At 59.0% G+C, this 24,469-nt stretch carries 21 protein-coding genes; 4 read left to right on the forward strand and 17 right to left on the reverse strand.

The genetic code is table 11. The features are described from left to right. Nucleotides 1-69: 69 nt before the first annotated feature. The 4 genes from O3W47_RS00135 to O3W47_RS00150 all read right to left on the reverse strand — a co-directional run bounded on the left by O3W47_RS00135 (nucleotide 70) and on the right by O3W47_RS00150 (nucleotide 6,514). Nucleotides 70-1,500, reverse strand: a complete 1,431-nt coding sequence (locus tag O3W47_RS00135; protein WP_269312639.1) for a basic amino acid/polyamine antiporter — start codon at nucleotides 1,498-1,500, stop codon at nucleotides 70-72. A gap of 3 nt (nucleotides 1,501-1,503) precedes the next feature. Continuing rightward, complete coding sequence (locus O3W47_RS00140; protein ID WP_442864594.1) at nucleotides 1,504-4,614, reverse strand: efflux RND transporter permease subunit; 3,111 nt, start codon at nucleotides 4,612-4,614, stop codon at nucleotides 1,504-1,506. A 38-nt stretch (nucleotides 4,615-4,652) separates the two neighbouring features. Further along, the gene (locus O3W47_RS00145; protein ID WP_269312641.1) at nucleotides 4,653-5,795 is read right to left on the reverse strand and encodes an efflux RND transporter periplasmic adaptor subunit; all 1,143 of its coding nucleotides are present in this window, start codon (nucleotides 5,793-5,795) and stop codon (nucleotides 4,653-4,655) included. A gap of 197 nt (nucleotides 5,796-5,992) precedes the next feature. Then, complete coding sequence (locus O3W47_RS00150; RefSeq protein WP_174023446.1) at nucleotides 5,993-6,514, reverse strand: YqhA family protein; 522 nt, start codon at nucleotides 6,512-6,514, stop codon at nucleotides 5,993-5,995. A gap of 223 nt (nucleotides 6,515-6,737) precedes the next feature. Here O3W47_RS00150 and O3W47_RS00155 point away from each other — a divergent pair, with 223 nt between their 5' ends. Further along, nucleotides 6,738-7,439 (forward strand): MgtC/SapB family protein, encoded by a 702-nt coding sequence (locus tag O3W47_RS00155; RefSeq protein WP_269312642.1) that lies wholly within the window; start codon nucleotides 6,738-6,740, stop codon nucleotides 7,437-7,439. Between the two features lie 136 nt (nucleotides 7,440-7,575). On the opposite strand, the gene ampC is transcribed toward O3W47_RS00155, so the two are convergent. Beyond that, nucleotides 7,576-8,733, reverse strand: a complete 1,158-nt coding sequence (gene ampC / locus O3W47_RS00160) for a class C beta-lactamase (protein ID WP_269312643.1) — start codon at nucleotides 8,731-8,733, stop codon at nucleotides 7,576-7,578. 133 nt (nucleotides 8,734-8,866) lie between these two features. Here ampC and gcvA point away from each other — a divergent pair, with 133 nt between their 5' ends. Continuing rightward, nucleotides 8,867-9,748, forward strand: coding sequence for a transcriptional regulator GcvA (gene gcvA, locus O3W47_RS00165; protein WP_269312644.1), 882 nt, complete (start codon nucleotides 8,867-8,869; stop codon nucleotides 9,746-9,748). 3 nt (nucleotides 9,749-9,751) lie between these two features. On the opposite strand, the gene chrA is transcribed toward gcvA, so the two are convergent. The 5 genes from chrA to O3W47_RS00190 all read right to left on the reverse strand — a co-directional run bounded on the left by chrA (nucleotide 9,752) and on the right by O3W47_RS00190 (nucleotide 15,347). Continuing rightward, on the reverse strand, nucleotides 9,752-10,960 hold the full coding sequence (chrA, locus tag O3W47_RS00170) for a chromate efflux transporter (RefSeq protein WP_269313691.1): 1,209 nt from the start codon (nucleotides 10,958-10,960) through the stop codon (nucleotides 9,752-9,754). Nucleotides 10,961-11,146: 186 nt separating this feature from the next. Beyond that, nucleotides 11,147-11,629 carry a hypothetical protein gene (locus O3W47_RS00175; RefSeq protein WP_080820861.1) on the reverse strand — a complete coding sequence of 161 codons (483 nt, stop codon included), beginning with the start codon at nucleotides 11,627-11,629 and terminating at the stop codon, nucleotides 11,147-11,149. A gap of 132 nt (nucleotides 11,630-11,761) precedes the next feature. Beyond that, the gene (locus tag O3W47_RS00180; protein ID WP_080820860.1) at nucleotides 11,762-12,304 is read right to left on the reverse strand and encodes a hypothetical protein; all 543 of its coding nucleotides are present in this window, start codon (nucleotides 12,302-12,304) and stop codon (nucleotides 11,762-11,764) included. Nucleotides 12,305-12,524: 220 nt separating this feature from the next. Continuing rightward, nucleotides 12,525-14,393, reverse strand: coding sequence for a tyrosyl-tRNA deacylase (locus tag O3W47_RS00185; RefSeq protein WP_269312645.1), 1,869 nt, complete (start codon nucleotides 14,391-14,393; stop codon nucleotides 12,525-12,527). 51 nt (nucleotides 14,394-14,444) lie between these two features. Further along, the gene (locus O3W47_RS00190; protein WP_269312646.1) at nucleotides 14,445-15,347 is read right to left on the reverse strand and encodes a hypothetical protein; all 903 of its coding nucleotides are present in this window, start codon (nucleotides 15,345-15,347) and stop codon (nucleotides 14,445-14,447) included. 573 nt (nucleotides 15,348-15,920) lie between these two features. On the opposite strand from O3W47_RS00190, the gene O3W47_RS00195 reads away from it, so the two are divergent. Then, nucleotides 15,921-16,814 (forward strand): hypothetical protein, encoded by an 894-nt coding sequence (locus O3W47_RS00195; protein WP_269312647.1) that lies wholly within the window; start codon nucleotides 15,921-15,923, stop codon nucleotides 16,812-16,814. Here O3W47_RS00195 and O3W47_RS00200 read toward each other — a convergent pair. From O3W47_RS00200 to O3W47_RS00225, 6 genes are all read right to left on the reverse strand, one after another. Beyond that, nucleotides 16,706-17,509 carry an aspartate/glutamate racemase family protein gene (locus O3W47_RS00200; RefSeq protein ID WP_269312648.1) on the reverse strand — a complete coding sequence of 268 codons (804 nt, stop codon included), beginning with the start codon at nucleotides 17,507-17,509 and terminating at the stop codon, nucleotides 16,706-16,708. The two genes, O3W47_RS00195 and O3W47_RS00200, sit on opposite strands and share 109 nt — an antisense overlap. A gap of 11 nt (nucleotides 17,510-17,520) precedes the next feature. Next, nucleotides 17,521-18,339 (reverse strand): ABC transporter permease, encoded by an 819-nt coding sequence (locus O3W47_RS00205; RefSeq protein ID WP_004432890.1) that lies wholly within the window; start codon nucleotides 18,337-18,339, stop codon nucleotides 17,521-17,523. 4 nt (nucleotides 18,340-18,343) lie between these two features. Then, nucleotides 18,344-19,255 carry an ABC transporter permease gene (locus O3W47_RS00210; RefSeq protein WP_137454954.1) on the reverse strand — a complete coding sequence of 304 codons (912 nt, stop codon included), beginning with the start codon at nucleotides 19,253-19,255 and terminating at the stop codon, nucleotides 18,344-18,346. A gap of 69 nt (nucleotides 19,256-19,324) precedes the next feature. Further along, nucleotides 19,325-20,614, reverse strand: a complete 1,290-nt coding sequence (locus tag O3W47_RS00215; RefSeq protein ID WP_269312649.1) for an ABC transporter substrate-binding protein — start codon at nucleotides 20,612-20,614, stop codon at nucleotides 19,325-19,327. A gap of 30 nt (nucleotides 20,615-20,644) precedes the next feature. After that, nucleotides 20,645-21,730, reverse strand: a complete 1,086-nt coding sequence (locus O3W47_RS00220) for an ABC transporter ATP-binding protein (RefSeq protein WP_269312650.1) — start codon at nucleotides 21,728-21,730, stop codon at nucleotides 20,645-20,647. 182 nt (nucleotides 21,731-21,912) lie between these two features. Then, nucleotides 21,913-22,893, reverse strand: coding sequence for a 3'-5' exonuclease (locus O3W47_RS00225; RefSeq protein WP_269312651.1), 981 nt, complete (start codon nucleotides 22,891-22,893; stop codon nucleotides 21,913-21,915). A gap of 191 nt (nucleotides 22,894-23,084) precedes the next feature. Between O3W47_RS00225 and O3W47_RS00230 the strand changes: the two genes are divergently transcribed. Continuing rightward, the gene (locus O3W47_RS00230) at nucleotides 23,085-23,987 is read left to right on the forward strand and encodes a hypothetical protein (RefSeq protein ID WP_080820853.1); all 903 of its coding nucleotides are present in this window, start codon (nucleotides 23,085-23,087) and stop codon (nucleotides 23,985-23,987) included. A 36-nt stretch (nucleotides 23,988-24,023) separates the two neighbouring features. Here the strand turns inward: O3W47_RS00230 and O3W47_RS00235 are convergent, their stop codons facing one another. Continuing rightward, on the reverse strand, nucleotides 24,024-24,437 hold the full coding sequence (locus O3W47_RS00235) for a hypothetical protein (RefSeq protein WP_269312652.1): 414 nt from the start codon (nucleotides 24,435-24,437) through the stop codon (nucleotides 24,024-24,026). Nucleotides 24,438-24,469: the final 32 nt, after the last annotated feature.

Below are 24,469 nucleotides of genomic sequence, written 5' to 3' on the forward strand. Positions count from 1 at the left end.
CCCATTAAAGTATAAATTCCGCTCCAAGCTCACAAAAGCGAGCAACAACCTCGATGCCAATCGCAAAAACTAAATAACCAGATAACCGCTCATAATACTGAAAACGACCACACAAAACCCGACGCCCAGAATTGTAAAGATAATCCACTCCAGACGGTTAAATATATTAATACTTTGCTCAGTCCTCGCCATGAAGAAAAGCAAAGTACCGGGAGCATAGATCAAGGTTGTCAGGAGGAGATATTTCACTCCGGCCGCATAGATAAGTCCGGCGGTGTAGATCAGTGCGACGAGTGACTGTATCGTTTCAGTCCGATTGAGCTTGCCTTCGATCAGCGCGCCATTGCGCTGCAAGTTCGTTTTCACGCCGAATGCCGCGACAAGCAGGTACGGCACAAGGATCATGGAGCTCGTCATCGCGACGGCGAGCATGAACGCATAGTTCGAAAACATCGAGACGATCAGAAACACCTGGACAATGATGTTCGTCAGCCAGAGCGCATTGGCCGGAACGCCAGACCTGTTTTCCCTGGCGAGAAACTTCGGCATGGTCTTGTTTGTCGCTGCGGAATAGAGGATTTCCGCCGCCAGAAGCACCCAGGCGATATAAGCGCCAGCGACGGATATGACGAGACCGATACTGACGAAGACCGCTCCCCACGGTCCCGTGGCCGCTGCCAGCACCCCAGCCATTGACGGATTGCGCAACCGCGCAAGCTCTTCCTTGGGCATGATCCCATATGAGAGCAGCGTGACGGCCAGCATCAGAGCAAGAACAAACAGAAAGCCGGTGACCGTGGCCGTTCCAACATCGGCGCGCTTTCGAGCGTATCTCGAATAAACGCTGGCACCCTCTATCCCGACAAATACGAAAACCGTGACCAGCATCGTATTTCTGACCTGACTCGCAAGTGGCCCCAGTCCGGCCTCGCTGGCGCCCCAGAAATTCTCCCGAAAGGTCTCCCAATCAAACGCCATCAGGACCAGCAGGAGAAACGCGAAGATTGGCAGGAGCTTGGCAATTGTCACCACGGTATTGAGCGCCGCCGCCTGCCGGATACCTCTCAGGATCAGGCTGTGAAACACCCACAGCAATACGGACGATGTCGCAACCGCAATCAACGTGTTGCCATCCCCAAAGGCTGGAAAAAACAGACCGAGCGTCGATTTCACCAGAATGAAATAGGTCACGTTTCCGAGAAGAGCCGCTGCCCAGTAGCCAAGCGCCGAGAGAAAGCCGAGATAATCTCCAAAGCCTTCCTTCGCATACATGAAGATGCCCGCATCCAGGTCGGGGCGCCGCTGTGCCAGGGCTTGGAAAACGAACGCCACCATGAGCATGCCAATTCCGGCGATGGTCCAGGCGATAATCGCGCCAAACGGTCCGGTCGCCTTGCCGAATGCCTGCGGCAGCGAAAATATCCCGGCGCCGACCATGGAGCCGACGACCATGCCCGTCAACGTTACCACCGACAGCTTTGCGTCATCTTTTCCGGACATGGTTCATTCCCCCTCGCCTGCCATCGGTTGCCGGGGTTGCGCGTGCCTGCCAGACCAGGACGACTTGATCCTTTCCCGCGTGGTCTGAACGAGGACGTATAGAAGTGGAATGATCAGAATTCCGACCAAAGTGCCGACCAGCAGACCACCAAAGATGGAGACCCCGATCGCCTGCCGGCTTGCCGCACCTGCCCCCGTTGCAAAAACCAGTGGAAGCACGCCGAGCACGGACGCCATCGCCGTCATGAAAACGGGGCGGAAACGCTGGAATGTCGCCAGCCGGGCAGCCTCGGTAATCTCAAGGCCCGCCTCCCGCCGGTCCTTGGCAAATTCGACAATCAGAATTGCATTTTTGGCGGCAAGCCCTATCAGGAGAACCAGTCCGATCTGGGCATAGACATTCAGATCCACACCCGTAATCAGGAGACTGCACAGCGCGCCGGCGGCAGCAGCAACTACGGAAAATATGACGGCTAACGGCACCGACCAGCTCTCATATTGGGCAACGAGGAACAGGTAGGTGAAAACAACGCCCATGATGAGGAGGACAGCGGTTTGCGCGCCGGCCTGCCGTTCCTGCAACGCCAGCCCGGTCCATTCGAAACCAAATCCCACAGGAAGCGCCTCAGCGGCGACATTCTCCATCGCGACCAGCGCTTCTCCCGTGCTTACGCCCGGACCCGGCTGGCCGTTGATCGCGGCCGCGGGAAAAAGATTGTACCGGTTGATCGAGCTGGGGCCGTATATCGTGGAAACAGACGCTACGGCCTGTATCGGAACGAGCGCACCGTTTGAAGACCGCACTCTGAGACGCTGGATGTCCTCGACACGGGAGCGGAATTGAGTGTCGTTTTGCAACCGCACCTGAAAGACACGGGAGGAAAGATTGAAATCATCGATATAGGCGGAGCCGAGTTGCGCCTGCGCGGCACTGAAAATGGCCGCCGGCGATACGCCATAGAGTTCCGCCCGGTTTCGGTCGATATCCATGAACAATTGCGGCGAATCCGCCGAGAATGTGCTGAACACACCAGCAAGATCGGGGCTCTGATTTGCCTTGCCGATAAGGCCGCGCATGACCTGGCCAAGTTCGGCTGGCTGCTGCCCGTTGCGCGCCTGGAGCCGGAAATCGAACCCGCCGGTGGTGCCCAGCCCGGGTATGGCGGGCGGATTGAAAGCGACGACGGAGGCGTTGGAAAATACCGTGAAGTCGCCTCTGAGTTTCCGCAGGATGGCGTCGGCGCTTTCGTCCGGGCCACGCTCGCTCCACGGCTTCAGCGCAGCGATCACCATCCCGGCGTTCGATCCACCTCCTCCAATGAGGCTCATGCCTGAAATGCCGATGACGTTTTCAACGCCGGGCGTGTTGCGCAGAATTGTCTGAACCTGCGCCACGGTCTGTTCCGTGCGCCCGATCGCCGCGGCATTCGGGAGCTGGACATTTGTGAAAAGATAGCCCTGATCCTCCGAAGGGATGAAGCCCGTCGGCAGCACACGCGCCAGTGCATAGGTCCCGGCGAAAATTCCAAGGATGACCAGGATCGACACGACAAAACGCGTCGACAGCGCAAGGAGCATCCGAATGTAGAAATCCCTGATCCAGCCCAATGAAGAATTGAATTTTTCAAAGACTTTCGCCCGCTTCGCCGGCGGCGGCTTCAGCAGCATGGCACACAGCGCGGGGCTGAGAGTGAGGGCGTTGATCGTCGAAAAGCTGATCGTCACCAGTATCGTGACGGCAAACTGCCGATAGAGCTGTCCGGTTATTCCCGGCAGAAAGGACACGGGAACAAACAATGCAGCAAGCACAAGCGTCGTTGCGATGATCGGACCCGTAACCTGTTCCATTGTCCTGAGTGTCGCGTCGGTAATCGACAGTCCTTCTTCCTGCATGACGCGCTGCGCATTTTCCGCAACGATGATCGCGTCATCCACGACAAGGCTGATCGCCAGAACCATTGCGAACAACGTGATCGTGTTTGCAGAGTAGCCAATGAAATAGAGAACGGTAAAAGCGCCGATCAACGAAACCGGGATCGTGAGCGTCGGGAGGATTGTGGCCCGCCAATCCTGCAGGAAAACATAGACAACCGCGACCACCAGAACGAATGTTATGGCAAGGGTTATGATGATTTCCTGGATCGTCGCGTTGAGAAAGCTCGTTGTGTCGAAGACAACGGTATAAGCGATGTCTTCAGGGAACTGCTGCTGCAAGCGCTCCAGTTCGGCTCTCGCGGCCTGAGAGACCGACAGGGCATTGGCATCGGCCGATTGATAAAGAACAATCGTCGCGCTCGGCCTTCCATTGAAAGTCGATACGGTGTCATAGGACTGAGCACCAAGCTCGACCCTCGCCACGTCACGCAATCTCACGATCGCACCGTCGCTGTTGGTGCGGACAACGATGTTGCCGAATTCCGAGGGGTCGCTCAGCCTGCCCTTTGCAAGTATGGTGAGCTGCAACTGTTGTCCGTCCGAGATTGGCGGCGAGCCAATCTGGCCAGCGGATGCCTGGGCGTTCTGGGCTTGAATTACAGCGCCGAGATCAGCCGCGGTAACACCCAGCGCCTCCATGCGGTCGGGGTTCATCCAGATACGCATGCTGTAGGCGGGGCCAAAGACGCCGGCATCGCCAACACCCGAAATGCGGGCCAACGCATCCCTGATGTTGATAGAGGCATAATTGCTGACAAAGAGCGCATCCTTGGTGCCTTTCGGCGAATAAACCGCGACCCCCATCAACATGCTTGAGGATCGGCTTCTGACCGTGACGCCGGTTTGCGAAACGACCGCCGGCAAACGCGGCGTCGCCGTCGCCACCCTGTTTTGCACGTTGATCTGCGCAATTTCGGGATCCGTCCCGACGGCGAATGTAACGGTGAGCGAATAGGTGCCGTTGTTGGTGCTGGATGAAGACATGTAGAGCATGCCTTCAACGCCGTTCACCTGCTCCTCGATCAGCGCGCCCACGCTCTCCGCCATGACATTGGCGTTGGCGCCAGGATAGCTTGCAGAAACCTGTATCTCAGGAGGTGTGATCGGCGGAAATTGCGTAACCGGAATCTGCGTCATCGCCAGGGCGCCGGCAATCACCATGACGATCGCGATCACCATCGCAAAGCGGGGAAGCCGGATGAAGCTTCCGGGGCCGATCATGGTTTTGTTCCCGTGCCGCCGGTGTCGCCGGGCATCACTTTAAGCTGCATGCCCTCGGCAACACTCTGGATGTTGCCCGTAATAAGCCGCTCGCCGCCGACGAGACCTTCCTCCACGATCCAGTTGCCGGATATTTCGCTGTCAGCCTTGATGCGGTGCAATTCCGCGCGATCCCCTGCACCGGCAACGAGCACATATTTTCCCTCTTGATCCTGCTGTACGACTTCCTGCGGAACCACCGGTTTCATCACGGGCGCTCCCTCGGTCACAACAACAGTCACGAACTGGTTGGGTACGAGCAAAGCATCCGGATTGGCAAACAACGCCCGTACGGCAAGCGTGCCGGTCTGCATATCAACCTGATTGTCGAGGAACTCGATCTCGCCCGTCTGAATGTAAATCTGGCCATTGGACAAACGCAGGCTGGTCTTGAAGTGCCTGGCAAGTTCTTCCTTGGAAACTCCGCCGGCGGCGGCGCGCAGGTCGAGGATGGAGCGATCACTTATCGAAAAAACCACCCGAATTGGGTCCATCTGGACCACGCGGGCAAGCACGGTCGTGGCGTTGGCCACGAAGCTGCCAACGGAAACGTGCGAAACACCTATTCTCCCCTGGATCGGAGAGGAGATTTTTGTGTAGCTGAGGTTCAGCCTGGCTTGGCTGACCTTCACATCGGCAGAACGACGGCTGGCGGCTGCGGAATCGCGTGCGGCCTGACTTTGCTCGAGAACCGCCTGGGAAACGCTGCCTCTGGCGAGTGAAAGGTTCCGGCTAAGGCTTTGTTCGGCGTTCACGAGGCTGGATTGCGCGGCGTCCCGCGTAGCCTGCGCATCGTCCAGCGCCAGTTGATAGCCGTCCTGCTCGATCACATACAAGGGCTGGCCAACAGTGACCATCTGCCCTTCCTGAAACGTTCGTTGCTGGATAAATCCCGGCACCCGCGCGAGGATGTCCACCGAATTCGCCGCTTCTACCCGGCCAACGAATTCATACTTTGGAGAGACATTCATCAATAGTACTGGAACAACCTTTACGCTCTGAAGTGGCTGCGCGTTGAGATCGAAAGAAATCGCCGAGAATAACAGGGCTGCACACAGCCATCTCAATCTTGGTATATTGATGAAGTTACGCTGGCGCATTCAACTCACACTCCATCTTTAGCTGACAGGAAACTGCCGACTATCGATCTTGGCTATAGAGTTATTGCGGTAAGCCGCAGATGCACGTTTAAAACTAAAGAATGCAGGTACTTAGAACTGCATCCACTCACAATTTCATCTACCGGATACTAGCTGTAACGCAAAAAAAATATGACACAACTACAAGAAGTAGTGAGTTAGTCGTCTCCCGCAGGAGAACGGTTGAGGTCGCTGGTCTCCGCTACATGGCGCGAAGAGCCGTGTGTGGTCGCGATGATCTTCATGGCAGCCGCGAGGAGAAGGATGGAAACCGGCAACACCAGTGCATTCCAATCGGGCATCTCCTCCAGTTCCGCGACCAGCGTCACGAAATGCACCACGAGATAGAGAATGATCATCTGAAAAAAGAGATTCTTGAGTTCGGCGACACCTTCTATCATCATCCAGCGAGGGAGTTGCGCTCTCCAGTTCGCGGTTGCACTGACAACGAAACCGACCGTAATTGCACAGCCGAAAATGACGAGAACAACCGCGAAGAGCAATTTGTCGACGCCCTGCAATACCGCTGCGACAATGACCTGATCAGGGTTCGTCCGAACCTGGATGAAGGCCTTGCCGATGGCCGACAAACCTTCCCAAAACATAAGCAAAGAGGCTGCAATCACGCCGACAGACGCAAGGGCCATGACGTATCGAAGGCTTAGCAGAAGTGTCAACATGCCCCATCCCTCCGCAAGTGCGCCGGACTTCCAACTTCCTGCATGCTTTTCAGACACTGTGCCTCAACACTGATCGGTACTGCAAGAATGCTGCAGCACCCAATGTAATTCATGAAATCTTGGGGTCGACTTCTTCAATTTCATAAGTGTTTCTATGCTGGACGCATTCGGAAGATCTGGAGTTTAGACTTGTAACGTGTAAAAAAATCAGCGGGTGGCGCAGTTGATCAATGACCTCATCCCTTGGCTCCATGACACGTTGTCCATTTCGGTTCGCCTGATTGCAGCCGTTGTGTTCGGAACGATAATCGGTCTCGAGCGACAATGGCGACAAGGCATGACCGGGCTGACGACACATGCACTTGTCGCCTTTGGCGCCGCAGCCTATTGCGCGTTGCCTGCAATACTCAACGTCAACGAAGACATCAGAATGGGTGGCCAGGTCGTCACGGGAATAGGTTTTCTCGGTGCCGGCTTGATCATGCGCGACGGGCATAACATCCGCGGACTCAGCACCTCGGCAACCGTCTGGGCAACCGGAGCGATCGGTGTTTTAGCCGGCTACGGAGAGTTGTTCGAGGCGGCCGAAGCTACGCTCCTGATCTTGCTGATCAATATTACGTCTCCCAAATTGGTGCGGCTGGTTGCAAGGGTCGTCCCGCATGGTCCGGTCGCAGCACAACAGCATACGATCGAGGTTCGCACGGCTACCGAAAACGAGGCCGAGGTCCGGGCGCGCCTGATGGCGCAAATCGGAGATCACCAGCTATCGGTTAAATCGCTTGCACGGCGCATCAACTCGCTTGATCAGACGATTACCATTGAGATCGTTATTTCAGGCGACGTGATAGATACCGAAGTCGTCAGCGCGCTCGTTCAATCACTCAGCCTTTCCCCAACAGTACTTTACTGCGCCCACAGATAACGCATTCAATCCACGTATAGAGAACGTACAGCAGTTTCGGCGTCTGCGGTATCGACGCAGACGCCGGTGGCCGATGCAAACGGCGCGGGGACAGTGACTTCCCGCGCCGGAAGGAGGAGCACCGAAATGCTGCTTCCTATTCCACCTTTTCGAGCGCCGTCAGAATCTCATATGCCGCGGAAACCCGCTCCTCATTGGGATAGTTTTTATTGGCCAGAATGACGATGCCCAATTTCTGCTTTGGTATAAACGCCACGTAAGCGCCAAAACCATTGGTGGAGCCGGTCTTGTTGATGAAGACATCCTGACGCGGTTTCATGGGCGGTGAAATTTCAGAGACCGGGACGGTCTTGAGCAGGGCGCCGGAATTCAGCTCTCGCAATGTCTTCAGCGGTGCAGGATGGGCATATTGCTCCCAGACCATGTCCTGCGTCATGGCGCCGACGCTGAAATATCCCGTATGGGTATTGGTGAGCGCCTGCTGGATTTTTCCGTCCAGCTTTTCCAGTCCCATATTCGCATTGACGAAGCGTATCATGTCCTCCGCTGTCGATCTGACGCCGTAGGCTTCCGAGGAGAGAACGGCCGGTGTCACGCGGGCGGGCTCGCCGGTTCGTTTATAGCCCTGCGCGTAATCGGCCATCTTTGCCTCGGGCACCACGGTGAAGGTGTTCTTCAAGCCCAGCGCGGGGAACAGTGTATCTTTCATGGCGTCATCGAAGCTTTGCCCCATGGCCTTTGCGGTGATGTATCCGAGCATTCCGATACTGGGATTGGCGTAGGTTCTGTGTGTTCCGGGCTTGTATGAGGGTTTCCAGGCCTTGAGATAGGTCAGCAACTGCTGTTCCGTCTTGACGTTATCCGGCACCTGCAACGGAAAACCGCCGGCGGTGTGGGTGCCGAGTTGCATCAGCGTGACATCGCCGAAGGGCTTGCCCTTCATGGAGGGAAGATAATCTTCCGCCTTGCCGGAGAGCGAAAGCTGGCCATTCATCTCGGCATAGGTGCTGAGGGTGACCGTGAAAGTCTTGGAGATGGAGCCGAGTTCGAAAAGCGTCTGCGCCGTCACCGGCTGGCCCGAGCTTTTGGACATGACGCCATAGGTGAAGATGTGGGTTTCACCATCGACACTGATACCAACGGCAAGGCCCGGAATGCCGTTTTTCTCCATGACCGGTTTGATCGCGGCATCCGTTATCGCCTTCAGCTTCGCATCATCTGCGGCGAAGGTCTGCGTGAACAGGCTCGTCGAGAGCAATGCGGCCAGTGCGACGTGTCTGCGATTAAGTTTCATCTTTCGCGTTCTCCAAAACCTTGGGTGGATTTTCAGCCCGTGGGCCGTCCCCAGCGAAAGACGTTTAACCGGGCTACATTGCACGAACAAATCATGATATCTCGGAGGAGACACAAGAAAATCTAGGTCTTGAATGGTTCGGCAATTTCTTCCCCTGAACGGCTTGCGGGCTTTTGAGGCATCGGCGCGGCACCTGAGTTTCACCCGCGCGGCAATCGAATTGTGTGTGACGCAGGCGGCTGTGAGCCAGCAGGTGAAAGGGCTGGAAAAGCGGCTTGGCGTTTCGCTTTTTCAGCGGCTTCCGCGGGGGCTGAAGATTACCGCCGAAGGCGAGGCCCTGCTGCCGACGGTGACCAGTTCCTTCGACCAGATGGCGACGACGCTCGACCGGATCGAGGCCGGGCAGGTGCGCGAATTGCTGTTTCTGGGTGTCGTGGGAACCTTTGCGGTGGGCTGGCTGCTGCCCCGCCTGAATGCCTTTCAGAAGCAGCACCCCTTCATCGATGTCAGGGTTTCCACCAATAATAACCGGGTGGATATGGCCGCTGAAGGGCTGGATTTCGCCATTCGTTTCGGCCAGGGGTCCTGGCATGGCACGGATGCCTTTCGTTTATTCGAGGCGCCTCTCTCCCCACTCTGCACGCCGAAACTGGCGGAGACGCTGAAAACGCCCACTGATCTGATGGAAGCGACGCTGCTGCGCAGCTACCGGGCCGATGAATGGAGCAACTGGTTTGCAGCGGCCGGCGTGACGCCCGCGGCGCAGGTGAATGCCGGCATTGTTTTCGATACGTCTCTGGGCATGATGGAGGCCGCCGTGCAGGGGTTGGGGGTGGCGCTGGCGCCGCCATCGATGTTTTCGCGACATCTGGCCTCCGGCGCAATCATCCAGCCCTTTCCAGTCACCATTTCGCTCGGGAGCTATTGGCTGACCCGGCTGCAATCGAAACCGCCGACACCCGCCATGCAGGCCTTTTCCGACTGGATGTTCGACAGCATCGGCGCTGCGGGATAAGGCTTATGCCAGGGCGAGCAGAACGCCGCCGGCCGCGCAGAGGACCACCACGGCCCATGGCGGGGTTTTCCAGATCGTCAACAGGATGAAGCCAGTGAGCGCCAGGGTGAAATCCTTCGGGGTGAAGATGGCACTTGTCCAGACCGGATCATAAAGTGCCGCGCCCAGAATGCCGACGACGGCGGCATTTGCACCGCGCATGGCGGCCTGCGCCACAAGGTGTTTGCGGAACCCTTCCCAGAAGGGCAGCGCGCCGACGAGCAGCAACATGCCGGGCAGGAAGATCGCGACAAGGGCGATCGCCGCACCTGCAACGCCGTTGGGCTGCGGCCCCACCACCGCACCGAGATAGGCGGCGAAAGTGAAGAGCGGACCGGGCACGGCCTGCGTTGCGCCATAACCGGCGATGAAGGCATCCTCCGTGACCCACCCGGTGGCGACGACTTCCGATTGCAGCAGCGGCAGCACCACATGGCCGCCGCCAAAAACGAGCGCGCCGGCGCGATAAAAGGCATCGAACAAGGAGAGGCCCTGTGACGCCGCGACCGCTGCAAGCAGCGGCAGGAGGCCAAGAAGCAGGGCAAAGGTGGCGAGCGCAATGTATCCGGCGCTTTTCGGCACCCGGAAGGCGAGATGGGTGGCCTGCCGCGCGGCATCGGCGCGGCAGAAGACAAGCCCGGCGAGCGCGCCAACGGCAAGCGCCAGGATCTGCCCGAAGGCGCCGGCGACAAACACGACGCAGACGATGCCGGCAAGCGCGATGCTGGCCCGCTCACGATCCGGCGCAAGGCTTTTCGCCATGCCCCAGACCGCCTGCGCCACGACGGCGACGGCGACGATTTTCAGCCCATGCAGGAGGCCGGTGCCGACTGGCCCTTCGATGGAGGCGGCGACCATGGCGAAGAAAAAGAGGAGAATGGCGGATGGCAGGGTAAACGCCGTCCAGGCCGCCAGCGCGCCGAGCGGCCCTGCCCGCAGCAGCCCGAGCGCAAACCCCACCTGACTGGAGGCCGGGCCGGGAAGAAACTGGCAGAGCGCCACGAGATCGGCATAACCGGCCTCGTCGATCCATTTGCGCCGCACGACCAGTTCATCTCGAAAATAACCGAGATGGGCGATGGGGCCGCCGAAGGAGGTGACGCCAAGCTTCAGGAAGGCCGCGAAAACCTCACCGGGCGTGCCGTGTCTCTGGCCGTGCACTTCGGTCTCCATGCTTCGCGTTGACGATTTCACCAAAGAACTCCCTGCGTGCAACGGCTAGTCGTCAACACATATCAGCCTCAAGACGGTTTCGGTATCAGATACCATTATGACAGGCATATGAAGGGACTGACGGCGTTGACGCCGGAACGTTGCGATAACGTTCCGGCGTCGTTTGGCGATTATCCGGCGAAGGGCCTATCGCTCGGTCGGCAACAGGTCGGCGAAGTGCGAAATCCAGCCATTTTCATCCGTGCCGCCGGAAAAGCCCGTTGCCTCCCAGATGATGTGATGCCTGTTACTGCCGTTGTGAATAGTCACCGCGGCGGCAATGGGGGTCGGGGATCGCCACGAAAAGTTGCGGTTCGCCCCGGGCTCGAGATGGCTGAGGGATTCGAGCTGAACATCGTCGAGGAAAAGCACCGTGCTCATCTGGGTCTCATACAGGTACTCCCATCGGGCCTGCGCCAGCGCATTCGCTGCCGCAACGAGAAGATTGCTCTCACCGACGGGATCGGCCAGGGCCGCCAGGCGCCATGCGGCGAAGATATTGGCGATATCCCCCGTGCTGAGCCCGAGGCTCGAGAGGAATTCGATGGTCTGCGCATTGCCGAAAGCATCATAGCCCGCTTCACCAAAGGGCCGGATATGCTTGACCACGAAATTGCTGAGAATTGGCATGTGTGTCTCCTTTTTTGGACATGAGCCACCTGGTCCCGGACGTAGACGTGCGGGATCGCATGGTGGGATCTGTGGGTTGATTGGGTGCCGGATATCTCCGGCAATCGAGGGGAATATGGTCGGCTTGCCGGCTTAACCGAAGGCGATGGCGACGCGGGCCGGCATGCCCAGAAATTCCTGCAGGCCGATGCGGGTTCTGGCTCCACCCCGCCCGGCCGGCCATGGATCGAGGATATGAAGTTCGAGATCCTTGCCGTTCACGGTGTAGCCGTAGACGAGGTAATAGTGGTACTCCGTTCCGATCACGAAGACGCGGTTGTTATCGATCTCGTGTCTGACGATATCGGCCGTCAGGCCATTGACGAAGTGGCCGCCCGTCGTGGTGTGATCGAAGGCGTTCCACTGGCTGGAAACCAGCTTGACGACGTTGCTGTTCGCATTAGCGCCGCCCTGTTCATTGATGCCGGCGGATTGATCCAGAACCTGCGCCAGCTCCCAGCGTTCCTGAACCTGCGGATCGACGGTCGCAAGCGCTTCGGTGTTGCGCCTTGCAATCTCGTATTGGGTGGCCGCGGGAAGCCCGTAATAGGCCCGCACCATCTGCTCGACGGCGGCAAAGCACCAGGCGGGGGTGTCCTGAGGCACCAAAATGGGAGGGTTGTTGACTGTCGGCATGGTCTTCTCCTTTCTGAAAACGACGTGGCATGGGGCGCTTCGATGGCGGCCGGATGCCTGTCGTTGATTTGGTGAATGTCGAAGTTTCGGCGGCCGTCCTGCCGGCATCTGCGCCCGGCAGGACATTGCCCATGATCCCATGCCCGAGGGGACGTGTTCGGCCGGGACCATGGAAACGCTTCCTGCCGGGCCGGGACAGGAGCGGCAGGCTCCCACGGGATCAGGCGGTCTTGCCCAGATCCTGACGATAGGCCTGCAACGACGCGATTTTTGCGTCCGCAGCGGCCTCGCGTTCGGCGACGATGGCGGTGAGCTTTTCCGCGACACCCGCCAGATAGGCCGGCAGATTGGCACTGTCGATATATCCGCCCTGCAACTTGTTCAGCTTCGACCATCCTTCGGCAAAGCTGCGGTTGAAACGGTCGGAGACGATCAGCACCGCGTGCCACTGGGCCGTTTGCCTGACGAAGAACTCGTCGGCGGAGCGGATGAGCTGCGCGAAGCGGTTCTTTCGCAGCGTCTCCTGCCCGGCGACATTTTCGATGCCGGTGATCTGATGCTGGGCATCATCTGCAACCGCCTGCATGAAATCGGCGAAGCCCTTGAAGAAGAAGGCGATTTCTTCAACGATTTCCTTCATGCGTTTCAGCGCCGAAATGCTGACATTGAGCGATTGCACCGCAAGCTTGATCTTGTCATCCTCGGCCTGCTTTCCCTTCAGGAGGGCGTTGATCCTGATGAGTTCGGCCGCCTGGGTACGGCGTTCCTTCTCATAGGCCTCCGCCTTGTCGATCATCTGCATCTGGATTTCGCGCAGGCTCGACGCCTGCTGCTGCTGCTCTTCGGTGAGCTTGCCCAGCCCCTGGGTTAAGGCATCGAGCGAGGCCTGCAGGCTGGAAATCAGGGTTTGCTGCGTGGCGACCTTTTCCTCCTGCGCTTTCAGCTCCGCTGCGCGGGCGGTCAGACGTTTGTCGAGTTCGGCAAGCTCGACGGCCTTGCTCGATTTGGGATCCGCGCTCTCCGCGTCCTCCGCAAGCTTCGCCTTGGCGTCCTCAAGCGACTTGACGTCCCCCTTCAAAGCGTCGCGTTTTTCCTCGCTCTTGCGAAGCTCGGCTTTCTTTTCGGAAAGCTCGCTCTGCTTGGCGGCCGCATCGGCCTTGCTTCCGCCGCCGGACGGGGTGCGGGAGCCGCCGCCCTGCCCCTGCCCGTCGGCATCCTGCCCGGCCTTGGACTGTCCCGAAAGCGCGCCGCCAACCGACGAGGCCAGCATGGAGGCGGGACCGCCCGCCACCATGGCGATGGCGGGAATTGCGCTTGAAATCATCTGCGCGCCGACACGGACGATCGACATGACAAAAGCACGCTGCTCGGCCGTATTGGCCCGCTGCTCATATTCCCGGGCCTTCTTTTCGAATGCCGCAACCTGTTCCTTGAGATCGTTGACGAGCGATTCAAGCTGTTCCCGCCGCGCGTCCGCCTCCCGGATTTCCCGTTCCATCACCGCTTTATCGGCGAGGCGTTTGCTCAAGGCCGTTTCGCTCATATCCGTGGTTTGCGCCGTGTCCCTGATGATCGCGTCATAGGTCGCAGCAAGGGCAAGAAGCTCGTCTCGAACGCCGAGCGCCCTATCCCGGATACTCGTTGCGAGCTTTATCAGATCGTTGGAGACGAATGCCTTGATTTCGGTCTGATCGTTTTCTTCCCTGACGTCGAGCCAGTCCGGGAAAAGATCGGCGATGGACAGGCCGATGCGGGTGGCCGCCGCCATCGCGTTCTTCATGACTATTTCGCTTTTCTGCTGCGACGTGATCAGCCTGTTCATGATCGCGCTGATGCGGACGCGAATATCGCCGTTTTCCTGCGGCGTCGTGTTATAGGCGATGTAAAGCAGGTCGATCGCATTGTCGGTGTCGCGCTTGGCGCGCTCGACATCATAGGTTCCCTGGATCTTATCGACATAGGACCGGACAAGCGCCGTATCAGACTTGGGAAGACTGAAATTCGGCTGCGAAACGATCGCATCGACGCCGGCGTCGATTGCGCTGTTGATCTGGGCGGTCCGGCTTTCGAAAGTCACGACATTGTTCATTTTCATGCTCCTGTTGATGGGTGGTTACGGAGAGTCATTGGGGGTGATCGTTCACGATCCGCATTGTTTCTTCGCGTCATCCGGCAGTCCGGCCTCGGTGGAGGAAATGAACTGCGGCACGTCTTTGGTCAGGCCGTCGATCTCGGTGGACAGCCGCGTAACCTGACGTATTTTCGCGTCGTCAGGATTGACCTCGCTCGCTTCCTTCAGAGCGCTGGTGAAGTTGCCGACCTGAATGTTGAAGTCCTGAACCTTGACGTTGATGGTGGAGATCGCCGCTTTGAGCCTGGTGATCTGCTCCTCCAGAGTTTTCACCGCCTTCTGGTTTTCCGCGTGGCTCTGCTGTGCCGCCGCAAGCTGGCGGCGATTGTTTTCGAGCTGGTTGCGAACGCCTTCGAGAGCCGCCCGGGCATTTTCCAGACGTGGCTGCGCGGTGCGGTATTCCCGCTCCGCATCGTTCATCCAGCCGAACGCCTTGACCGCAGCGTCACCGGCCTGGCAAATTCCCGGCAGGAAGAAGAGGACGCCGCTGCATATTTTTACTCTCTTGGCCTGCTCATCCATTTCCCTCCGGGCTTTTTCGAAGGTGGCCTGACGCGCCCTGACGTTCTCGCTCTCGGACTGAACCAGTTCCTCGTAGCCCTTCACGCTGGTTTCGGACTGCACCACCTGCCGCTCCAGCTCGATCTGCAGGTACATGGCCTGCCCCAGCGCCTTCTCGCGGTCGGCGCTGAGCTGCTGTTGCGCCGTCAGATGCTCCATCAGGCACACGGATCGCCGGCCGAGCAGCTCGCGGCTCGCTTCCGCCTGTTCCAGTTTCGACTGGAAGGCCGCCGTCTGCTCGGCGGTGAGGGTTGCCGCGTTCGCAAGGGCGGGCTGGCCCATGGACGGGATATCGAATTGCATTGCGAAGGCCGCAAGGCCGGCAAAAACAACGTGTTTAAGTTGTATCATTTCAACCTCCTCTGGAGAATTGGGGATGAATAAAAGGCATGACGGGCTCCATGCGCCGCCCGGCATCGCTGCCGACCGTGCCAGAGACATGGCAGTAACATTCGGATATCGGGTGGTTTCGGACGCATCGTCTGCGACGTCGTCAAGACCTAAAAAACAACCATCAAAGATTGCATTCAGGGCAAATGAACGGAAGATTTCGCATCCGACACTTTATTAAATTATGCAATAAAAACAGGACATAACGCCATTGTCAGCGTTACTCTCGCAAACCGTCTCAAAAGGGAACACATTTTTACGCGCCCCTTAACATTCAATTTATGAGAGTATTTTTTAATACCGCTCAACAGAGCTTCGGGGGAGTGCAACAAAATGCACGCATCTTCCGGAGCGGAACTTTTTGGCCGTCACGACTGCCCTGCACGGCCGTCGTCAGCCAACAGAACTCACGTTTTCGAATTCGCCATAAAGTAGCGATGAGCAAAAAACCAAGGGAGAAAGGTATCCGGAAAAGCAGGCGCCCCAGCTTCAAAGACGCACCCGAACAGGGACTTCGTCCGGCCTCGGCCGGACATGCTTCGAGAGAGGCTGGGCTTACTTGCGAACCGAATCCTGAACGACGATGCCTTTGATGATGCTCTCGCCTATCTTTGCACCCACATATCGACCGCCTTCAAACAGGAGCAGCGCCTCGTTCGCGCGCTCGGAGACTTCGGCGCATTCGCCACCGTCATGTGCGCCGCAGGCATCGCATCGGTCAATGGCGGGCAATTTACGCTGGCGGCGGTTCAGGCAGTCGTCGTTCCACCCGGCTGGGCATCCAGCCGCAGGACACGCGCATTGATCGACTGGCTGGAACTGGAAAATACCGCGCAGCGTCACCCGCCCGGCGGCGATAACCGCGAGCGGCCGTGGTCGCTAAACGGCTGGATTATTTCGGCAATCGAGACGCTTGCCAGCACCTATCGCGTCGCGGCCTCGCCGTGGAAAGCCCTCCCGGCAATGGAGGCGCCTGCGGAGGGAGCAATCGGAACGGACGCCCTTATCGACGGTGTGAGCTGGTTTCTGCGGCACGCGCAGGATTTGCCTTTTCTCTCAGAGGAAATGCGGATGTTCCTTGGGCATGCGCCGGGTTTCCCCATCCTGCTGGACCTGCTATCAGCCGCGAAGACAGATGCGTGCGATGCGACGGGTTGCGTCTTCTCCCGCAAGGCGACGGCGCGCGCCTATGGGATCAGCCGCGCTCATGTCACGGCCATACTCGCCAGGGCCGAGCGGTTGAACATCTTGCAAAGAAACGGATCCAGAATAGTTCTGAGCGATCCGGCATTGCAGAACGTCCGGCGCGATCTGGCCTATCAGCTCGCCTTCGTCGTTTTATGGGCGGAAGCGGTGAGAACGTCTCCGCCGTCTGCCGATGCCCCGGAGAGCCTGTCCGGCCGGAATGGCTCCAGCAATCCGCGATAGGGCTTGGCGAGCGGCGTGGCATAAGCGCCGCGCTTGGCGGTGGACAACCCCATGGACACCAGCGATTCCGCCTGCTTGACGGCCGCCGCGACGCCATCGACGACCGGGACGCCGAACTCATCGCGCAGTTCGGCGGCAAGGTCCGCCATGCCGGCGCAACCGAGCACGATCGCCTCCGCCCTGTCCTCTTTCAGGGCCAGCGAGATTTCCGCGCGCAGCCTTTCGCGGGCGTTCGAGCTGGGGTCTTCCAGCGACAGGACCGGAATATCGGCGGCGCGCACATTGCAGCGGGCGGACATGCCATAACGATGGACGAGATGTTCCAGCGGCAGCCGCGAGCGTTCCATCGTCGTAACGATGGTGAATTTCTGGGCGATGAAGGCGGTGGCGGAGACCGCTGCCTCGCAGATACCGATAACCGGAATATCGGCGAGAGCCCGGGCCGCATCGAGCCCGGTATCGTCGAAACAGGCGATGACCGCCGCGTCGGCTCCAAGCGCCGGCGCCTTTGCCAGCTCCAGCAGCAGGCCGGGCACGGCGAAAACCTCGTCGTAATAACCTTCGATGGAGACAGGCCCCATGGAAGAGGTTACGGCCAGTATGTCCGTATCGCGGCCGGCTATCCGCGTCGCGGCGTCGGCAATGGTCGCGGTCATGGATTGCGTGGTGTTGGGATTGATGACGAGAATGCGCATTTTACGTTTCTTTATCCGCGCGAATGGCGGCGATTGAGCGTGACGATCAGGCCGAGCGTGGCCGCGATCACCAGGAAGGAAAACAGGGTTGTAACAGCACCGAGCGCATAAAGCACCGGCGTCGTAACATTGGTGGTCATGCCGTAGATTTCCAGCGGCAGCGTGTTGTAGGTGCCTGACGTCATCAATGTACGGGCGAACTCGTCATAAGAAAGCGTGAAGCCGAAGAGGCCGACGCCGATCAGGCTCGGCGCGATCATCGGCAGCACCACATGGGCGAAGGTCTGCCAGGAGGATGCACCGAGATCGCGGGCCGCTTCCTCATAGGACGGCGAAAAGCGGTTGAAGACGGCCAGCATGATGAGCACGCCGAAGGGCAGCGTCCAGGTGAGATGCGCGCCGAAGGCGGAGGTATACCATGACGGCTCCAGCCCGAGCTGCTGGAACAGAACGCCGATGCCGAGCGAAATGATGATTGACGGCACCACGAGGCTTGCGACCGACAGATAGAACAACGGCGTCGCACCGATGAATTTGCGCCGGAAGGCAAGGCCCGCCAGCAGCGAGACCAGCACGGTAACGGCCATGACCATCAGGCCAAGCGCGAAGGAGCGGCGGAAGGAGCCGCCGAAATCGCCGACGGCCTGCTGTTCGAAGAGATTGCCGAACCAGTGCAGCGAAACGCCGTTCAGCGGAAAAGTCAGGCCGCCATTCGGCCCCTGAAAGGCGAGGATGAGGATGGCCGACAGCGGACCGTAAAGAAACAGCACGAAGAGGGCGAAAAAGAAGGCGAGGATATAGAATTCGCGGCCGCGTTTTTCCTGATGCATGGGATCAAAGCTCCTTGCGGATATCGACGATGCGCAGGATGCCCGCGACCATCAGAAGAACGAGGATGAGCAGGATGACGGCGTTCGCAGCGGCGGCCGGATATTGCAGCAGCGACATCTGGTTCTTCATCATCAGCGCCACCGAGGCGCTCTGACCGCCGGACATGACCTGAACGGTGGAGAAATCGGCCATGACCAGCGTGACGACGAAGATGCTGCCGATGGCCATGCCGGGCTTGGCAAGCGGAATGATGACGTTGCCGAGCGTCTGCCAGCCCGTCGCGCCGGCGTCACGCGCCGCCTCGATCAGCGATTTATCGATGCGCATCAGCGTGTTGAAGATCGGCGTGACCATGAACAGCGTATAAAGATGCACCATGGCGAGCACCACGGCGAAATCCGAATAAAGCAGCCATTCGATCGGCTCGGGAATGATGCCGGTGCCGACCAGGGCGCTGTTGACGAGGCCGTTTCGCCCAAGCACCGGAATCCAGGAAATCATGCGGATGATGTTCGACGTCAGGAAGGGCACGGTGCAGACGAGGAAGAGCACCATCTGCATGGTGGTGGTGCGGATGTGGAAGGCGAGGAAATAGGCGACCCAGAAACCGCAGAACAGCGTGATGGCCCAAACCATGGCGGCATACTTCAGGGTATTGAGATAGGTCTGCCAGGTGACCCAGGAGCCGAGCGTTTCCAGATAGTTGAACGTCACGAAATCCGGATACATCTGGGCGAAATCGTAATCCCAGAAGCTGACGACGGCGATCATGAGGATTGGCAGAGCCAGGAAAAAGCCGAGGATCAGCAAAAGCGGTGCGGCCTGAACATAGGACACGAGCTTTTTCGGCAGCGCGAAGCTGCGGGGCGGCCTGTCCTTTTTGTCGCTGACGCCGATGAGTCTGACCGTCACCATCATGAAGCCTTTCGCTGTTTATGGGCAGGCACCGGCGGCATTGACCGCCGGCGCCGTCTTTTCAGGACATCAGGCCGCGATGAATTCGTTCCAGCGGCGGACCATGTAGCGGTCTTCGTCCATGACGGAGTTCCAGCACGCGACCTTGCCCATGCGTTCCTCGAAGGAGCCGCCGTCGCGCACCGCGCCGGCCTTTTCCATGACCTTGCCGTCGGGCGCGATGATGTCGCCCTGCGCCGGCTTGCCTTCGACCCAGTAACCCCACTCGTCGGCGCTCATGTGCTCCTTCGCCGTTTCCATGGCGGCGGAATAATAGCCCTGACGGTTGAGGTAAGCGCCGACCCAGCCCGAGGTGTACCAGTTGATATATTCATAGGCAGCATCGAGCTTCGCGCCCGAGAGGTGCTTGGCAAGCCCGAGACCGCCGCCCCAGGAGCGATAACCTTCCTTCAGCGGCTGGTATTTGCAGGCGATGCCCTTGGAACGGACAGCCGCAACGGCGGGCGACCACATGGACTGGATGATGACTTCGCCCGAGGCCATGAGGTTGACGCTTTCGTCGAAGCTCTTCCAGAAGGCGCGGAACTGGCCGTCCTTCTTGGCCTTGATGAGGAAGTCGATGGTCTTGTCGATCTCCTCCTTGGTCATGTTGCCCTTGTCGGCATATTTGATGTTGCCCATGGCTTCCATGATCATCGCCGCATCCATGATGCCGATGGAGGGGATGTTCAGAATGGAGGTCTTGCCCTTGAACTTCGGGTCCATGATATCGGCCCAGCTGGTGATATCGCGGCCGACGAGATCGGGGCGGATGCCGAGCGTATCGGCATTGTAGATGGTCGGGACCATGGTGAAATAATCGGTCTCGCCCTTGGCGAACTTCTTGTCGCCGGGCTTTTCGACGAAACCGACCGTGTGCGGGGCCGTGCCCTGCGCCACGACGCTGTCCGGCTTCAGCTTGCCGGTTTTGAACAGCGGCACGATCTTGTCGTAATATTTGAGCTTCTTGATTTCCATCGGCTGGATGACGCCGGCCGGATAGACCTTCTTCAGGATCCAGTATTCGATATCGGCGATATCGTAGGAATTCGGTTGGGTGACGGCGCGCTGGGCGGCGGCATCCGAATCCGTCGCCGTCATTTCGAGCGTGATGCCGAGATCGGCCTTGCACTTTTCGGCAATGGCGTTGAGGTTCGACACACCCGTGCCGAACTGGCGGATGGTGATCGGGTTCTGCGCCCAGATGGTCGGGAAGCCGGTGATGAGGCCGGAGCCGATCGCCGCACCCGTGGCGGCAGCGCCCGCCTTCAGGAGGCCGCGGCGGGACAGGCCCTTTTTGCTGTTGGTGGTATCGGTCATTTCAAAGTTCTCCTCTGGTTATTTTTGGGGTCACTTCTCTACCCGGCCGAGCACGATGGCATCGGCCGCATTCCATGAAAGCGGTATGGCGTCTCCGGTCCTGACCGGGTTTTCGAAGAAGGCGGCATCGCTGAGGATGACGTTGAAATCCTCGATGCCCGCGCCGGTCACGGCGATCTTCACGCTTGCGCCGCGATATTCGACATTCGAGACGATGCCGGTGAAACCGAGGCCCGGCTGGTCTGCTTCACCGACGCGCACCCGGTCGGTGCGCACGGCGATATCGACCGCGCCGTCATCCGAGGCGACGCCGCTTGCCGTAAAAATGCCGCCGCCCGCCACTTCGAGCGTGACGAGATCGTCCGTTTTTTCCCGTAAACGCCCGGAAATGACATTGTGGTCGCCCATGAAGCGGGCAACGAAGGCGGTGGCGGGACGCTCGAACACCTCACGCGGGGTGGCTGCCTGTTCGATGCGGCCGTCATTCATGACGACGATGATATCGGCCAGCGCCATGGCCTCTTCCTGGCTGTGGGTGACGTGAACGAAGGTGATGCCAAGTGAGGTCTGCAGCTTCTTCAATTCTGCGCGCATGCGGATCTTGAGAAACGGATCGAGCGCCGAAAGCGGCTCGTCCAGCAGCAGCGCCTCGGGATCGGTAATCAGCGCACGCGCCAGCGCCACGCGCTGCTGCTGGCCGCCGGATAGCTGGGCCGGCCGGCGGCTGGCATAGGGTTCGAGCTGCATCAGCCGCAGCATTTCGAGCGCCTTCGCCCGGCGGCTTTCCCTGTCCACGCCCTTCATCTTGAGGCTGAAGGCGACATTGTCGACGAGATCGAGGTGCGGAAACAGCGCATAGGACTGGAACATCATCGCCGTGCCGCGCCGGGCGGGCGGCAGATCGGTGACAACCGTATTGCCCAGCCGGACATCGCCGCTGGAGATGCTTTCGTGGCCGGCAATCATCCGCAATGTCGAGGTCTTGCCGCAGCCCGACGGGCCAAGCAGGCAGCAATAGCTCCCGGCCGGAATCTTGAGGCTTATCGCATGCACGGCGGTGGTGTTGCCGTAAATCTTGGATACGGACGCGATGTCGATTGCTGCGGCTTTGCTCATAAACACTCTCCTGCGACGTCTTTGTCATGCAGGAGGCGTGCCAATCGGCTTAGCCATTGATGTAAAATGATATTTTTTTGCGCTTTGGAGACCCGTGCGCGGACCTGCCCAATTTTACAGCGATTGTTTTCGATTCATTGCAGAAATTGTATGCAATCTGAAAGCCCAAAATGCCCCGCGCTTCACCCGGCCCTGAACCGGTCGAAAGCGGTGAGATATTTGACCGTCGGATCGGCGTCCCAGCGGTAGATTTCGGTCCGCAGGAAATGCAGTTCCTCTTCGAGCTTTTCCTCCGGCAGTTCCACCCACCAGGATTTCGGCCGGCCATCGGAACCGTCCGACCAGCGATAGCCCCGCTTTTTCAGGTGATCCTTCATGTCGAACGGGCTGTTTTCCGCATAGAGGCGCACCCGTGAGCGCCGGCTCGCCTCATGGAGTTCGGCAAAGGGCGTGCTGCTCTGGCCGGGGCGCGTCTGCTCCAGCACTTCCAGCAGGGCGAAACAATCGTCCACCGCGCGATGGCCATCGTGGAAATAGCCGGATTGCCCGATCAGATAACCGAGCTTGTTGCCCTCGAAACCACGCGCGCGCCAGTCTATTTCCGAAACGGAGCAGGCCCACGCCTTGTCCCTGAAGATCGGCGAGAAGGCCTCACAAAAGGGACGGTCGAAACCGGCATTGTGGGCGATAATCAGATCGGCATGGACGATAAGGGAGGTCAGCCGATCCATGTCTATCGACTGTCCCGCGACCATCTCGTCGGTGATCCCGGTCAGGCGGGTGATTTCTTCGGGAATGGCGATACCCGGCTGCCGCAACCCGCCATAGATGCCGGTGACATCGCCGATTGTGCCGTTATCGTCGAATGTGAAGGTGATGACGCCGATTTCGATGATCTCGTTCGTGCGATGGTCGAGACCCGTCGTTTCCGTATCGAGGATCACACCCTGGCGGGAAAATTCCGGCCTTGGCCGATCAACGACCGCGCGTGGCTGCAGGCGGCGCAGGACACGATAATTGCCGGTGGATTGAAGATAGGCGGCAAGGGCCTCATCGTCCGTACCGGTCTTTTGGGCCGTTTCGCGACCACCCGCTTTTCGCCCTCTTTCAGCCTGCGGAAGCCGCGCTGCCGCGGGTGCGAAAAAATCCAACTGGGAGGTCATTATGCGCCTGTCCGCCGTGCCCGGAAATCAAGATTGAGTATTCCAACATATGCGCACAGGCTCACAGTAACAACAGCGGTCGCTCTCATCCACAGAAACGGCATAACTCACGGGGTACAGTTAAGGGTTGCGGCTTCAATTTACGATGGTAAAAAAAGCGCACCGTTCCCGTGTTTCAGGAGAGAAGAAGAATGCCGCTTCCATCGCCTTCCAACCCGAAAACGCTCGCTGACCAGAGCCGGCTGAAGCTGTTTCCGCTGCAAAGCGGGCCGCATTTCGCCAATGCAGGCCTTACCAACGGGGCGAGCGGCATTGTCTTTACCGGCTATACGCGCGATGCGAGCCTCGACAACGAAGCCTTTTCCTGCTGCGGCAGTTACACCCTGCGCAATTCCGTCCACGCCGCGATTGCCGGCACGACAAGCGACAATTGCACGGTCTTTGCCCTGAAGAGCATCATCAACCAGCGCCCGTGCCTGGCGGTCGGGAAGTTCGACCCGGATGGCAAGCCGCTGCCATTGTCGAAGTCGGAATTCGAAGAGGTCACCAAACCCCTGTTCCAGTTCGCGGACAAGGTTTCGCCGATCCTCGGCAGCGAGCCGGCGCCGGGCATCCAGATCCGCAGCGGCGACGCCTCCTATAATTATCAGGTGGATGCACGCAGCGGCCGCTTCCGCTTCACCTATAAGGACGCCATGAATGGCGGTCGTTTCGGACCTTCGGCCGACGGCAATTTTTCCCTGGAACATGACGGCCATCGCCTCGCCAGAATAAGCGCCGGCGGCAGCTATAGCAGCTCGGACAATTCGATTGCCGCCTCGGCCTATCGCGATATCGAATCCCGCGGCTTCGAAACGACGGTGCGCAGCGGCCAGGCTTCCGCCATGTTCGGAAGAACCTACACTGAAAACGCCATTACCCGCAAAATCGGCGTCGGTTACGGCGACACCTCGTTCCGGCGCGAGGATACGCCGGGAGGAACGATCAAGGAAACCCTTGGGCACAAGCTGGACAAGGTCACGCTTGAAGTCTCCCGCACGCGTGACCGGGCGAAGGGCACCGAATATATGCTGACCATCAAGATGGAGCTTTGAGGCTTCGGCAAGAGGAGCGGCCGCGACAGCAGTTCCTCAGGAAGCCTGCCGGTCGAGAAGGTTTTCGCAATTGGCCGGATTGCCGATGATCTCGCTCGTCCTGATGATGGAGGCGGCATCCGCCGTTATCTTGACGATGCAGTCGCGGCGATGTTCCTTGATCTTCATGCCCTCGGTTTCCGAGACCTGCGCCTGCCCGTCGACGGTCTTGACTTCGCGCCTGTTGCTGAGGCCGGCATAAATCTCCCTGTCTACTTTCAGCCAGTAGGATTCGGTTTCGCCGTTTTCGATGATGACCTTGTTCGGGCGGCCGAGTCGGGCGATTGCGGCCTCACGCGGTTGCCCCACGAAACCTGCGACAGTGCGGGAAATCTCCGTCTCGCCGGCACTGGTGCACGCCGCAACGACGACCAGCACGGCCGCCAGACATCCTCTTTCAAGCCATCTCATTTCCAGATCATTCCCTACAAAACCTCGCCGGC

Origin of the sequence: Agrobacterium sp. LMR679 (assembly GCF_027157905.1) — a bacterium.
GTDB lineage: Bacteria > Pseudomonadota > Alphaproteobacteria > Rhizobiales > Rhizobiaceae > Agrobacterium > Agrobacterium leguminum.